Here is a 13,414-nt window from a genome sequence, read left to right as displayed (position 1 = left end):
TGCGATGGCGGGCTTTGTGGTCAAGGCACGAATGATCAGCCGGGGCCGTCGCTCGCTGCGGCGAGAAGCGGCACCAGGACATCACCAATCGGTGTCGGAACTCCGCGCGCCCGGCCTCGGCGCGCGATGACACCGTTGCGGATATCCCATTCGAGCGGCCGGCCTGCTTCGCGATCCGCCAGTATGGACGTGCCCAGGTCGGCCGGAAATGCCTGGAACTTGTCGAGGATCGCCTGCGGGACCTCATCGCCCAGTTCAGCACCTTCGGCTCGTGCCACGGCCAGGCACTCCCTCAAATAGTCCAGAGTGAGTGTCGAAATGTCGTGCCGGCCGAACATGCCTGAGCGGCGATGCGTGAGTGCCATGAGCCCGGCCGCTGCGTTCTGCAGCAGCTTTTGCCACGCCAGGGATTTGAAATTCGAAACCAGGTCTACCGAGCATCGGGTGCCTTGCAGTGCCTGTGCAACCACGAGGGCAGCGGCCTCGTCAGGCAGGCTGATCCGGGCGTCGCTGCGCAGGAGCACCGACCCGTCGGGTTGCGCCTGTGCTGGGAACCACACGACTGCGGGAACGATTCGCCCCTGCGGGCACAGCGGGGTGACACTCTCCACCTGCTCAACCCCGTTTTGCAGGACACACACGACGGTTTGCGGACCGCTCAACGCCGCCAGCCAATGCGCAACCGCAGCAGTTTGAGTCGCCTTGACCGCGAGAAAAACAAGGGCCGCCGGACCTTCGACCTGGGCCGGATCAGTTCTGACCGGGCCGGGAACCACTATGCGAAGACCGCTGCCGTGCAGCGTCAGGCTGTCGCGCGGCGTACGACCGCACAGCAACGGCGTGCGACCGACTTCATGCAGCGCAGCAGCAACCGTTGTCCCGATTGCCCCGGGCCCCAGCACCGCGATGCGTGGATGGGTTGGTTGATTCACTGAAACGAGCTCCTTGATATTGGTGCGCAGCGGCAACCCGGGCACCATTGAAAGCGGTGATTATGATGTTCTGTGCAGTGGAGGGGCAAGTCGACGGGCCTTGCCTTTTGGAATGCAATATGAGTTGACATATATTGCAGTATTCCTCAATGACTGGCGCATATCCGGCTTTGTGATTCCGTGCCTTTGGGCAAATTGCTCCACTTCCGTCGTGTCAAAACGGGTTGTCTGGATAAAATCCAGGGCCTCGGCGCTGGTATTCAAAAACCTCGCAATCGGACGAATACCCAGAAGCCATTTAAGCAATCTCAGCGGAATATGATGCACGGGCGCCTTCAGCCCAAGAGGTTGTGCCACCTGCGTGAGAAGTTCCTGCAAGCCAGGGCTCTGGGCATCGAGGGCCAGCAGTTCCTGGCCCACCATGGAAGGATCAAAGGCGCAAGCCGCCAGCAACTCGACCAAATAATCCACAGTGACCAGTGGCAACCAGTGCGCGGCAGTACCGGGTACTGCAGCCAGCTTTCCCTGCACCAGATTGCGTATCAGATCCACCAGCGGCTGGCCGTCCGCGATATGCCCCGTGCGGCTATGACCGCAAACCGTGGCGGGGTGTACAACGGTCATCTCTCCACCCTTGGCATTCATGAAGCCGAGGGTCGCGAAATGCGCCTCCAGTTTGCTCGCCTCGTAAGCACCGACTTGGCGATAGATGGCAGGCCAATCCGTCAACTCCGGATGGCCGGGATCAATCCCGATGCGTTGCAGATGTTCATTGTTTTTCAGCATGTAGCCGCCGATCATCACCAACCGGCTCTCTTGTTCGGCCGCCAACTGCGCCACACGCCTTGCCCCTTCCACATTCACTGCACGTGCCTGCTCCATCGACAGGCCCCAGGCGAAGTGGGCTCCCAGATGGAATACGACCTTGGCCTGCCGAAGGACCTCTCTATCCGCAAGGCTCAGACCAAGGTTTTCTTGCTCCAGATCGCCGGCTACGGCAAAGACGCGGGCTGCAACGCCCCCCAAACCATCGACCTGCTGGCGCAGTTCAGCGAGGCGCTCCGGGCGACGCATCAGCACCCGAATGGTGTGACCTTTCGCGCTCAGGTACGACAGCAAATGCTGACCGATGAAGCCCGACCCTCCCGTAACAAAGCACTCCACGCTCATTTTTCTGCTCCTTGGCACGATGAAAAAACCAAGTGTAGACTGTCGACTCAACTCTACAGTCAAGCGATTTTTTCCATGAATATCGGAGAACTTGAGGTCCGCAGCGGCGCCACGCGCCATACCTTGCGCTATTACGAGAAAATCGGTCTTATTTCACCCTTGCGGCGAACCAACAATTATCGCGTTTACACACCGCAAACCCTGCAAGACCTGGACTTTATCCAGCGGGCACAAAGCATGGGTTTTTCTCTTGGGGAAATAGGCGAAATTCTGAATGCTCAGAGAAACAAGTCAATAGATTGCGCCGGGGGTGCAAGACTGATTGAAAGGAAGATGGCGGAAATCAAAAAGAAAATCACTGACCTCAAGAGCATTTATCGGTATTTGGATGCGGAGCGCGCAAACCTTGAAGCCAGTGCGGCCAGGCAACTTGAGCTTCAGCAAATCAATGGATCTTCCAATTAAGGGCGCAGCATCCGGAGTGCAGATGCTGCATGATGGATGTTCTGACCGAGCCGTCCTGCACCCACCAGAACTGCAGCCCCACCCCAAGGAGCCAAGCATGACCAAGTCCCTCTTCATCAGCCTCCCCGTGACCGACCTCGACGCCTCCACCGCCTTCTACAAGGCGCTGGGCTTCAGCCAGAACCCGCAGTTCAGCAGTGAGGATGGTTCCGCCATGGTCTGGAGCGAGGCGATCCAGGTCATGCTGGTCACGCATGCCAAGTGGCGCACCTTCACCCAGCGCCCGTTGCCGCCGGCCGGCTCCTGCGGGTTGATGCTGTCCCTGGCCCTTGAGAGCCGCGCCGCCGTCGATGCGATGAACGAGGCCGCTGCGGCCCATGGCGGGCAGGCCGACGTGAATCCGATGGAGGACCACGGCTTCATGTACACGCGCGATCTGGCCGATCCTGATGGACACATGTGGGCGGCACTGTGGATGGACCCGGCGGCCATGCCAGCATCCGCTGGGTGAGCGAGGCTGAACGCGGCTGAACGCAACTTCAGGCTTGCCGCGCAGATAGCCCGGAATTGGGCGGTGCATTCTGCGGTGCGGCGGTGATGCGCGGATACTGTCCCGTCCCCCACTGCGGAGCAAAGCATGCGATTGCCGAAGTCTGGACTCATCCCCTGGTTGCTCATGGTTGCAACCCCTGTGTTGGCGCAGATCAATGCGGGAACGCTGCCTGCCACTGCATCGCCTCCGTTCAAGGTCAGCAAGGTCGCGCAATTCGATCTGCCCTGGCGCATCGCCTTCATGCCGGACGGGCGCATGCTGGTCACCGAGAAGGTTGGCAAGCTGTTTCTCGCGGCCCAGGACGGGCAAAAGCTCGAAGTCACCGGCGTGCCGCCCGTGCTGCATGAAAACCAGAACGGCCTGCTCGGCGTCTACCTGGCCCCTTCGTACGCGAGCGACGGGGCCATCTACCTGACCTATTCGGAGCCCGGAGAAATCCGCGGCACGTCGAGCCTGGCGCTCGCGCGCGCCACGCTCAGGATCGGTGCCGGCACCGCTGCGCTGGAAGACCTCAAGGTCATCTGGCGCGACCCCGTCAAGGGCAAGGGCGGGCAGGTGGGTGCCGCCGTGGCTTTTTCGCCGGACCAGAAGTTTCTGTTCCTCACGGCCGGGGACCGCCAGCGCTTCACGCCTGCCCAGGACCCGAATCAGCCGGCCGGCAAGATCCTGCGGCTGACCTTGGACGGCAAGCCCGCGCCCGGCAATCCGATGCAGGGGCAGACCGGCGCAACGTCGGTTCCTGTGATCGATCCGCCCAAGGACACCGAAGCCGCCAAGACCGCGCCGGTGTTGCGCACGTTTGTCTTTGATGGTCCGAATCTGACGCCGTCCGAGACCTGGTCCACGGGGCATCGCACGCCCTACGGCCTGGCATTCGCGCCGGATGGGCGTCTTTGGGAGCTTGAGCATGGGCCGCGCGGCGGCGATGAGCTCAATCTGATCGAGCCGGGCAAGAACTATGGCTGGCCGCTGGTTTCCTATGCGGTGAACTACAACGGCGTGCCCATTGCCAGCCCGGATACGCGAACGGACCTCACCAAGCCCGTGATCTACTGGACGCCTGTCTTCGCGCCGGGCAGCCTGATGTTCTACAGCGGCGAGATGTTTCCGCAGTGGAAGGGCTCAGCGTTTGCGTCCGGCCTGCTGACCCGCGCCCTGCACCGGATCGAGGTGAACGGCGCGAGCGCCACGCCTGCCGAGCACTGGACGGTAGGCTTTCGCGTCCGCGACGTGGCGCAGGCGCCGGATGGTGCGCTGTGGCTGATCGAGGACGACCGCAAGGGCGGTCTGTATCGGCTCACACCGAAGTAGACAGCTGGGGGATGGTTGCCGCGCTGGGCACGGCCTGCGGGCACAGGCCCGGCGCTGGCAGCGCCACCTGCCATCAAAGGCTCAGGTCCATGCCCAGCATGGTGGCCAGGCCGAAGGTGAAGAGCAGCACGCACAGCAGCAGCAGCGTGAAGACGGCAACGATCTTGCCACTGGCAATGAGCAGCTCGCGCCGGCTCGCCCCCTTCTTCTTGCCTTGGTCGTAATGCCACTTGATGGCGAAGAACATGGCCGTGCCGAACACGAGCACCTTGAAGGTGACGAAGACTATGGGGACCCAATCGATCATTTTGAGAGCTTCCAGCCAATGACTTGGCACTGTCCATGGTGGGGAGCCTCCCTCCCGGACATGGGAGGCGAGAGCGTCAGCGACGGCCATGCAAGCACGGTGCTGCCACACCTTGTGGCGCATACTACCCAAAAGCAATTTCCATACATGAGCCCATACGTCGCCGCTTAAATCCATGCAAGATGAGCCTTTGCCCCTCTGGTTGCCGCAACTGGCCGTGCAGGGCGGCCCCCGATTCCTGCAGATCGCCGATGCCTTGCAGGCAGCGGTGGCAGACGGACTACTGAAGCCCGGTGACCGCCTGCCCCCACAACGCCGGCTGGCGGCCCAGCTGGATGTGGACCTGACGACGGTCACGCGCGCCTACGACGAAGCCAGGCGCCGCCAGCTGCTGGAGGGACGCGGCGCCAGAGGCACCTATGTCGCGGCGCCCAAGGTGGAGCTGAATGCCGTGCTGGACCTGAGCATGAACACCCCGCCACCGCCGGCTGGCGTGGACCTGGACGACATGTTGAAGCAGGGCCTGTCGCAAGTGCTGATGGGTGCGGATGCCCAGTTGCTGATGACCTACCACCTGGGCGGGGGAAGCGACTCCGACCGCAAGGCGGGCGCCAGGTGGCTGCAGCCCATGTTCGGAGATGTGGATGCCCGGCAGTTGGTGGTCTGCCCGGGCGCGCAGGCGGCGATTGCCGCCCTGGTGCTTGCGCTGACGGAGCCGGGCGATGTGATCCTGACCGAGCCCACCAGCTATCCCGGCCTGCGTGCCGCAGCTGCCCAGTTCGGCCGTCGCATCATTGCGGTGCAAGCGGACAGCCAGGGGATCATGCCCGAGCGGCTTGAGCAGGCATGCCGACAGCACAGGCCCGGGCTGGTCTACCTGAACCCGACGCTGCAGAACCCGACCGCCATCACGCTTGCCAAGGACCGGCGCCAAGAGATCGCCAGCATCGCAAAGCGCTGCCATGTGCGCATCGTCGAGGACGATCCCTACTGGCTGCTGGCCGATGCCCCGCCGCCGCCGATCGCCAGGTTTGCCCCGGAGCAGGTGTACTACATCTCCACCCTCTCCAAATGCCTGACGCCCGGTTTGCGGGTGGCCTTCGTGCTCCTGCCTGACCCGCACGAGCGCCAGCGTTTCCTGGTCGCGCTGAGATCGTTTGCGCTGATGGCCACGCCGCTGACGGCCGCCCTGGCCACGCAGTGGATCCTCGACGGCTCGGCCGGAAAATTGATGGAAGGCGTGCGCAAGGAGGCGCGCCTGCGCCACCGGATGGCCAGGGATGTGCTGGCCGGCCGGTACAGCGGCGCGGGAGACGGCCTGCATGTATGGCTGGAGCTGCCGAGTTACTGGAGCCCGTCGCAGCTTGCGCGTGCCGCCGACAGCGAGGGCATCGCCGTCACGCCGGCGCAGGCCTTCGCCACAGGTGGCGAATCCGTGAATGCCATCCGCATTTCCCTGGGCAGCATCAAGGACCGTGGACGCCTGCAGGCGGGACTTCAGCGGCTGTCCCATCTGCTTGCGCGCCTGCCCGAGTCGTTCAGCGCCGCCGTGGTCTAGCGGTTCGGCGCGCATCGAGGCGTGAGGCGTTGTGCCGATAGGTGGCCACAACGGCTCAAGGCGCCCCGGCAATCCGGGGGGTGCACGCCTTTGAAAGCAGACCTGGGCATGGCTCGCTGGCCGTTCAAGGCTCCAGAGCGAAGTCCACCGCCGCCTGCGCATGCAGGGCGGTGGTATCCAGCACGGGCACAGGGCAATGCTCCTGCTGCACCAGCAGGCTGATTTCCGTGCAGCCCAGCACCATGGCCTGCGCACCCTGCCCGGCCAGCTGCGCCATGATGCGCTGATAGGTGCGCCGCGACTCTTCAAGAATCCGGCCCGTGCACAGTTCCTCGTAGATGATGCGGTGCACCTCGGCGCGGTCTGCCTCCTGCGGCACCAGCACCTCCAGACCCTGCTGCTGCAGCCGCTCGCGCATGAAGGGCTGCTCCATGGTGAAGCGTGTGCCCAGCAGCCCCAGCTTCCGGTAGCCGCGTGTGCGGGCTGCGTCGGCTACCGGGTCGGCAATGTGAAGAAAAGGGATGCGCACCGCTGCCGCAATGCGGTCTGCCAGCTTGTGCATGGTGTTGGTGCACAGCAGCACGCCGTCCGCCCCGCCCTGCTGCAGCCGCCGCGCGGCATCCTCCAGCAAGGCGGCGGCGTCGTCCCATCGGCCTTCATGCTGGGCCTGCTCGATGGGGCCAAAATCCACGCTGTACATGAGCAGTTTTGCGGAGCGCAGCGGGCCCAGCCTGTCACGCACACCCTGATTGATGAGCCGGTAGTACTCGGCGCTGGACTCCCAGCTCATGCCACCGATGAGACCGATGACGCGGTGAATTTCCGTGTGGTTTGAGTTCATGCCCGCAGTGTGGGCAGCGGCCGATTTCGCGTCTATCAGGAAATTTCAGTTCAGGAACGCAAGGCAAGGCAAGGGCCATACAAGGCAATACAGCGATGACAGATCACGAACCACCGGGATTCGAGGTGCAGCTGCTGGGCCGCACGCCCTACAGCAGCCATGACCCGACCCGCCTGCATTCGCTGGGCATCGCGCTGGAGCGCCAGCAAGGCGTGCATGCGATTGCCAGCGATCGCCGCGTCGACTTCGATACCTGGCCCGGGACGGTGGCATGCACGCCGCCGGGCGTCGACGTGTTTTCCGAATCGGCCACGGGCGGCGAGTATCTGGTGGTTCGCTGCACCCAGGCGCATTGGGAACAATGGCTCAGCGACGGCGCGTCTGCAACCCAGGCACGGCGCGTTGTGACGCCCGGGCAGCGCAGCGCCTTGCAGATGGCCCACCAACTGCGCCAGCTGCTGCTGAGCACCGAACCGGACACGCTGGCCATCGAGCAGGCCGCGCTGTGCTTCATGGCCGGGCAATGCCATGCGCCCACCGCCCGCGTCGAGGCCTTGCGCCCGGTGTACCGCCCTGTCCTGGAGCGCATGGCGGCCGAGTTTGCGCAGCCGTTGAGCATTGCCCAGCTGGCCCGCATGATCCAGCGCACGCCGCTGCAGTTTCTGCGCGAGTTTTCCCAGTTGCTGGGCATGACGCCGCATGCCTTTCTTGTGGAAACCCGCGTACAGGCGGCCCGCTCCATGATGCGGGCAGACACCCATTCCCTGGCGGGTATCGCCCTCGATTGCGGCTTCAGCCATCAGTCGCACATGGGCGCCGCTTTCCGCAAGACTCTGGGGTTGACGCCCAGCCAGTACCTGGCCCGCATTCGTCACACGGGCAATCAATGACCGATGGAGCACCTGAGACAGCCACAGCCAGGACATAGGGCTTGACGGGCTTTCCAGGGAGTGCCGGGCCCTTTCAGCTGCCCGTGTTGGATTTTCATAACTATTGTCAATCCGAACAGACGGACTCGACCTGCGCACTTCAACCGCGCATACTTAAGTCTGTTCTTCTCACTACTGCTTTGGGTTGCAAACGGGGTTGCAACTGGAGGTGCGATTGGGATTTTCTATCGCGCGGCAACCACGATTTGCCGCGCATCGGTCAATGGAGCGGGTTAATGATAATTCATTCCTTTTATCAATTCATATCGCACCGCTTGGCCATCGCACTCGGAACCGAGGATAGCCAGCCCGCAGGCAGCGTGTGAATTCAATGTGCGTACACATCTGATAGAGCAGATCAACGAAATGACCCTTCGTAAATCCACATTCGCACCTTTGAGCAGAATTTTTGCTTTTGCCATTGAACTGGATGGAGTCGACCGTGTTCTGTCTGTCGTTCGTCGGCATCTCGGCATGGATGTCGCCTTTGTAGCCCGATTCCGGGAAGAGGATCGGGTGCTGGAGCATGTGGACGAGAGCACTGCCGGAGTGATTTTCCAGCATCAGAAGATTCCATTGAGCGAGGGCTATTGCCAGAAAGTGGTCAATGGCGAATTGCCGGAGTTGATTCCCGACACCTCCCTGTTGGCCGCTGCCCAGGAGATACCGGAAACGCACACCATTCCTATCGGCTCGCACCTGAGCGTTCCCATCCGCCTGGATGACAACCAATTGTTCGGTACCTTGTGCTGCTTCAGCCACCAGCCCAATCCTGCGCTGAATGTGCACGATATGTCACTGCTGCGGGCATTCTCCGATTTATTGGGACTCCATTTCAGTGCGACTTCTGCCGTCCGGCATGCAAGAGACAAAGTGACGCACGAAATTCGACTTGCAATGCAAGGCAATGCGCTGCGCCCCGTATTTCAGCCCGTATACACCATCGCGACCGGCAAGCTGCATGGTTTCGAATGTCTGTCACGCTTTGACCTGGAGCCACGTCGCCCGCCCGACCAGTGGTTCAAGGCAGCGCACGAGGTGGGGCTGGGGCTGGAGCTGGAGCGCCATGCGATCGACACAGCGCTTGGCGCACTTGGCAGCCTGCCCACCGACTGGCTGCTCGCTGTCAACTGCTCGCCGCAGCTGATCCAGTCGGGGCAGTTGCCCAGGCTTCTGGGTTCGGACCGGGATCTCTCGCGCGTGACGCTGGAAATCACGGAGCATGCCGCCGTGGATGACTACAGGGCTTTGGCCGATGCACTGGCGCCGCTGCGGCGCCGGGGCGCGACCTTGGCAGTCGACGATGCGGGGGCCGGCTACTCCAGCATGCGGCACATCCTGCATCTGCAACCAGACATGATCAAGCTGGACATGAGCATCACGCACGATGTCGATACCGACCGCAGCCGCCGTGCCCTGGCCAAGGGCCTCACGAGCTTCGCGCACGAGATAGGAAGCGTGGTGGTTGCCGAGGGTGTGGAGACAGCCGAGGAATTCAACACTCTGGCGAGCCTGGGCGTGGATTTGGCCCAGGGCTACTTTTTTGCCAAGCCGATAGGGCCGCAAGAGGCGCTGGCAATGGGCGCTGCAATATAGGCCACGATTTTCCTGCAGGCATCCTCTTCTGGCTGGCTGCCCGCCGCCTGTTGGCCGAAACCGCCGAAGGCAGTACCCAGCCACCAATTGACCAAAATCAAGCGCCACCGGCAATTGCGCCCGGCCGTCGCGCACCCGGCGCATAATCTTTCGCATTCTTTCCCCCAGCCCATCCGCCATTGCAGGTCTGCATGCGGCAGGCGCGCCCAGCGGCCATCGCGGCGCTCCAGCATTTCCCCAGACTTCCAGCAAGTGCCTCTTGGCAGGCGGCCATGGGCATGCCTACGGTGAACCCAGATGGAAGTTTTGCAGCAACTCGAACCCCTCATGCGCGAGATCATCGCGCCCCAGGCCGCGCAGATTGACGAGCAGGCGCGCTACCCGCGCGCTGCGCTGGATGCGCTGGCCGCAGCCGGCCTGCTGGGCCTGATCAGCGCCAGCGAGGTGGGCGGCCGGGGCAAGGGCCTGGCCGAGGCGGTACAGGTCATCGAACGCATTGCCCAGGACTGCCCCTGCACGGCCATGGTGCTGACCATGCACTACTGCGGCGTGGCGCTGATCGAGCCCTTTGCCGATGACGAGGTGCGCCGCGACATTGCCGCCGGCCGCCACATCACCACGCTGGCCGTGTCCGAGGCGGGATCGCGCAGCCATATCTGGGCGCCCACGGGCACGGCCACCGCCGCTGAAGATGTCATCCACCTGAATGCGCTCAAGAGCATGATCACCTCGGCCGGCGAGGCCGATTCCTATGTCTGGATCTCGCGCGCCACGCAGGGCGAGGGCAATACGCTGTGGCTGGTGGACAGCCGCCTGCCGGGGCTGTCCATTCCCGGGCGCTTCAACGGCATGGGGTTGCGCGGCAATGCTTCGTCGCCCATCGAGGCGCGCGATGTGGGCGTGCCGCGCGCCCGCATGCTGGGCGCCGATGGCGAGGGCGAGGCCGTGAAGGGCCGCCACCTGATGCCGTTTTTCCCCACGCTGATCGCCACCACCTCCATCGGCCTGATGCAGGGCGCACTGCGCCGCGCCGTGGCCCATGTGGCGGGCACGCGCTTTGCGGAAAGCGGCAGCTCGCTGGCCGACCTGCCCACCATCCGCGCCTACCTGGCCCGCGCCCAGCTGCGCCTGGAACAGGCGCGCCTGCTGCGCGACGACACCGTGGCCGCCGTGCAGGCCGCCCGCCCCGACACGCGCACGCGCCTGCTGCAGACCAAGGCCGCCGCCGCCGAAGCCGCGCTGGAGGTGACCGACATTGCCATGCGCGTGTGCGGCGGCGCCGCCTTCCGCAAGGAGCTGGGCATAGAGCGCCTGTTCCGCGATGCGCGTGCCGCCTCGGTCATGGCGCCCACCACCGACGTGATCTACGACATGCTCGGCAAAGCCATGTGCGACGCCGCTGCCTGAACCTGCGCCGCAGATCCTGTCGATAGCCTCAACCCCCTTCCCCATCCAGCAAAGGACTTCCGAATGACGACAACCGCCCCCGTGATCAAGCTCGGCGCCGTGGCCTACGCCCCCAAGGTGATCACCATCTGGGAAGGCTTCAAGGCGTATTTCATCGAGCGCGGCTACTACTTCGACTACGTGCTCTATTCCAACTACGAGTCGCTGACCGAGGCGCTGATCGCAGGCGATGTGCACCTGGCCTGGAACTCGCCGCTGGCCTTTGTGCGCGCCGACCGCATGGCCCGCGCGCGCGGCCTGCGCGTGGAGTCCATCGCCATGCGCGACACCGACCTGGACCTGCATTCGCTGCTGGTCGTGCCCGCCGACAGCCCCATCCAGAGCGTGCAGGACCTGCGCGGCAAGACCGTGGGCTTCGGTGCGGTGGACTCGCCCCAGGCCACGCTGATCCCGCTGGACCATCTGCGCCAGGAAGGGCTGCTGGCCGGGCGCGACTACACGGCACGCCGCTTTGACGTGCTGGGCGGCAAGCACGGCGACCACATCGGCGGCGAGCGCCTGGCCGCCGCCGCCATGGTGGCCGGCGAGATACAGGCTTCATGGATGGTGGGCAAGAACTACCAGGCCTTTGCGCGCGAAGGCACGCTGCCGGCCGGGGGCACGCGCGTGCTGGCCACCTCGGGCGCGTTCGACCACTGCAACATGACGGCCGGCCCGCATATCGATGCCGAACGCGCCGCCGCCTTCCGCGACATCCTGCTGGCCATGTCCTGGGACGACGCGGCCGTGCGCCCGCTGCTGGAGCTGGAAGGCCTGAAGGTCTGGCACCCGGGCCGCGGCACGGGCTACGGCCTGCTGGAGCGCGCGGTGACGGACGAGGCCTTCTACGACGCCGAAGGCCGCATCACCGTGCAGGACTACCGTTACTGACACGCGCCATGTCCATGCCTGATTCCGACAGCGGCGCCCTGCACGCCCGCACCCTGCCCGCCTCCACCCTGCCTGTCATCGACCTGCAGGGCCTGGGCTTCGATGCCGGTGCCCATCTTCTGGTCAAGCACGCGCTGGCCGCCCTGCCCGTGGGCGGGCAGCTGCGCGTGACCGGCAGCGCGCCGGGCTGGCAGGCCCAGCTGTCGGGCTGGTGCAGCGACCAGGGCCACGGCCTGCGCTGGGAGGACGGCGCGGGTGTTGCACAGGCCATGGCCATCGTGGCGCGCGGCGGCGCCCAGGCCGGGCGCTGGCGCGGCGCGGCGCAGACGGGCCGCAGCGATGCGCGCTCGGGCGGCGATGCCGTGGCCGCGCAGGCCCAGCCTTTCTGGGGCCTGGCGGCGCGGGGCGCGCAGGTGGAAGCAGGGGCGCCGGCCTTCCATTTCCGGCTCAGCGACAAGCTGCAGGTCTGGACCGACAGCGCCGCCGACCTCTACGCCCAGGCCGTGGCCGCGCAGTGGAATGCCGACACCGACATCGACTGGTGCGATGCACCCGAGCTGCCCGCGCCCGTGGAAGACGCCATCGTGCAGCTCATGACCTACATGGTGGAGAACGAGAACGCGGCCCTGCTGGTGCCTGCGCGCTTCCTGGGCCAGCTGCACCCGCACTACCGCGAGCTGCAGGCGGCGCTGGCCATCCAGGTGGCCGACGAGGCGCGGCACATCGACGTGTTCACGCGCCGCATCCGCCGCCACGGCCGCGAGCCCGCGCTGTCCACGGCGGGTGGACAGGCCTCGCTCAAGAGCCTGCTGGACGAGACGGATTTTTCCGTGGCGGGCTTTTTGCTGTCGGTGCTGGGCGAAGGCACCTTCGTGCACCTGCTGCAGTTCCTGCAGACCGAGGCGCCCGACCCCCTCACACGCCAGATCTGCCGCCTGGCCGCACGCGACGAGGCGCGCCATGTGGCCCTGGGCATGTCCCACCTGCTGTACCGCCTGCAGCACGAGCCCGGCTTCCAGCATCAGCTGGCCCAGGCCGTGGAGCAGCGCTTCGACAACCTGGCCGGCACCTCGGGCCTGAACGAGGAAGTCTTCGACGCCCTGATCCTCATCGCCGCCGGCGCCCTCACCCCCGAAGCCCTGGCCCGCGGCGCCGCCCGCGTGCAGCAGCTCATGCGCGACATGGCCGACGGGCGGTTTTCCAAGCTGCTGCGGCTGGGGTTCGAGCGTGGGCATGCCGAGCGGCTGGCTTCATTGCATACGAGGAATTTCATGTAGACGGGGAACAGCCCACTTGAAGGCTGCGCAAGCACCCTCAATTCCGGCGAATGAAGCTCAAGCGCGTGCTCTTCTACTGCCTGCTGCCTTTCGCAGTGGCGCTTGCGCTTGTCGGGTTTCCCATGCCGGTGGCTCCGC

13 protein-coding genes are annotated in these 13,414 nt (G+C 64.7%); 9 read left to right on the top strand and 4 right to left on the bottom strand.

What is annotated here, in order from left to right; genetic code table 11:
- Positions 1-35: 35 nt before the first annotated feature.
- The gene (locus tag ACUTR7_RS25835; protein ID WP_445610145.1) at positions 36-980 is read right to left on the bottom strand and encodes an oxidoreductase; all 945 of its coding nucleotides are present in this window, start codon (positions 978-980) and stop codon (positions 36-38) included.
- 12 nt (positions 981-992) lie between these two features.
- A complete protein-coding gene (locus ACUTR7_RS25830) occupies positions 993-2,102 on the bottom strand; it encodes an SDR family oxidoreductase (RefSeq protein ID WP_445610144.1) in 1,110 nt (369 codons plus the stop codon).
- A gap of 75 nt (positions 2,103-2,177) precedes the next feature.
- On the opposite strand from ACUTR7_RS25830, the gene ACUTR7_RS25825 reads away from it, so the two are divergent.
- The 3 genes from ACUTR7_RS25825 to ACUTR7_RS25815 all read left to right on the top strand — a co-directional run bounded on the left by ACUTR7_RS25825 (position 2,178) and on the right by ACUTR7_RS25815 (position 4,431).
- Positions 2,178-2,567: a MerR family transcriptional regulator gene (locus tag ACUTR7_RS25825; protein ID WP_199959622.1), complete on the top strand. Its 390-nt coding sequence runs from the start codon at positions 2,178-2,180 to the stop codon at positions 2,565-2,567.
- 97 nt (positions 2,568-2,664) lie between these two features.
- Entirely contained in the window at positions 2,665-3,078 is a 414-nt protein-coding gene (locus ACUTR7_RS25820) for a VOC family protein (RefSeq protein WP_353176156.1), read from the top strand.
- A gap of 126 nt (positions 3,079-3,204) precedes the next feature.
- Complete coding sequence (locus ACUTR7_RS25815) at positions 3,205-4,431, top strand: PQQ-dependent sugar dehydrogenase (protein WP_445610143.1); 1,227 nt, start codon at positions 3,205-3,207, stop codon at positions 4,429-4,431.
- A gap of 73 nt (positions 4,432-4,504) precedes the next feature.
- Here ACUTR7_RS25815 and ACUTR7_RS25810 read toward each other — a convergent pair whose 3' ends face one another.
- Positions 4,505-4,738: a hypothetical protein gene (locus ACUTR7_RS25810; RefSeq protein ID WP_012206300.1), complete on the bottom strand. Its 234-nt coding sequence runs from the start codon at positions 4,736-4,738 to the stop codon at positions 4,505-4,507.
- A gap of 175 nt (positions 4,739-4,913) precedes the next feature.
- Here ACUTR7_RS25810 and ACUTR7_RS25805 point away from each other — a divergent pair, with 175 nt between their 5' ends.
- Positions 4,914-6,296: an aminotransferase-like domain-containing protein gene (locus tag ACUTR7_RS25805; RefSeq protein WP_445610142.1), complete on the top strand. Its 1,383-nt coding sequence runs from the start codon at positions 4,914-4,916 to the stop codon at positions 6,294-6,296.
- Positions 6,297-6,420: 124 nt separating this feature from the next.
- Here the strand turns inward: ACUTR7_RS25805 and ACUTR7_RS25800 are convergent, their stop codons facing one another.
- Positions 6,421-7,137 carry an aspartate/glutamate racemase family protein gene (locus ACUTR7_RS25800; protein WP_012206302.1) on the bottom strand — a complete coding sequence of 239 codons (717 nt, stop codon included), beginning with the start codon at positions 7,135-7,137 and terminating at the stop codon, positions 6,421-6,423.
- Between the two features lie 95 nt (positions 7,138-7,232).
- Between ACUTR7_RS25800 and ACUTR7_RS25795 the strand changes: the two genes are divergently transcribed.
- The 5 genes from ACUTR7_RS25795 (at position 7,233) to ACUTR7_RS25775 (ending at position 13,276) form a co-directional block, all read left to right on the top strand.
- Positions 7,233-8,027, top strand: coding sequence for a helix-turn-helix domain-containing protein (locus ACUTR7_RS25795; protein WP_445610141.1), 795 nt, complete (start codon positions 7,233-7,235; stop codon positions 8,025-8,027).
- Positions 8,028-8,432: 405 nt separating this feature from the next.
- Positions 8,433-9,662, top strand: a complete 1,230-nt coding sequence (locus tag ACUTR7_RS25790) for a sensor domain-containing phosphodiesterase (RefSeq protein WP_088165441.1) — start codon at positions 8,433-8,435, stop codon at positions 9,660-9,662.
- A gap of 297 nt (positions 9,663-9,959) precedes the next feature.
- Complete coding sequence (locus ACUTR7_RS25785) at positions 9,960-11,069, top strand: acyl-CoA dehydrogenase family protein (RefSeq protein ID WP_180319206.1); 1,110 nt, start codon at positions 9,960-9,962, stop codon at positions 11,067-11,069.
- Between the two features lie 63 nt (positions 11,070-11,132).
- Entirely contained in the window at positions 11,133-11,999 is an 867-nt protein-coding gene (locus tag ACUTR7_RS25780) for a phosphate/phosphite/phosphonate ABC transporter substrate-binding protein (RefSeq protein ID WP_096916728.1), read from the top strand.
- Between the two features lie 8 nt (positions 12,000-12,007).
- Positions 12,008-13,276, top strand: coding sequence for a ferritin-like domain-containing protein (locus ACUTR7_RS25775; protein ID WP_445610140.1), 1,269 nt, complete (start codon positions 12,008-12,010; stop codon positions 13,274-13,276).
- Positions 13,277-13,414 lie beyond the last annotated feature (138 nt).

The organism is Delftia sp. NA_296.1, assembly GCF_052692095.1.
Note: the sequence above shows the minus strand (reverse complement) of the source record. Positions and strands in the feature narration are given on the sequence as shown.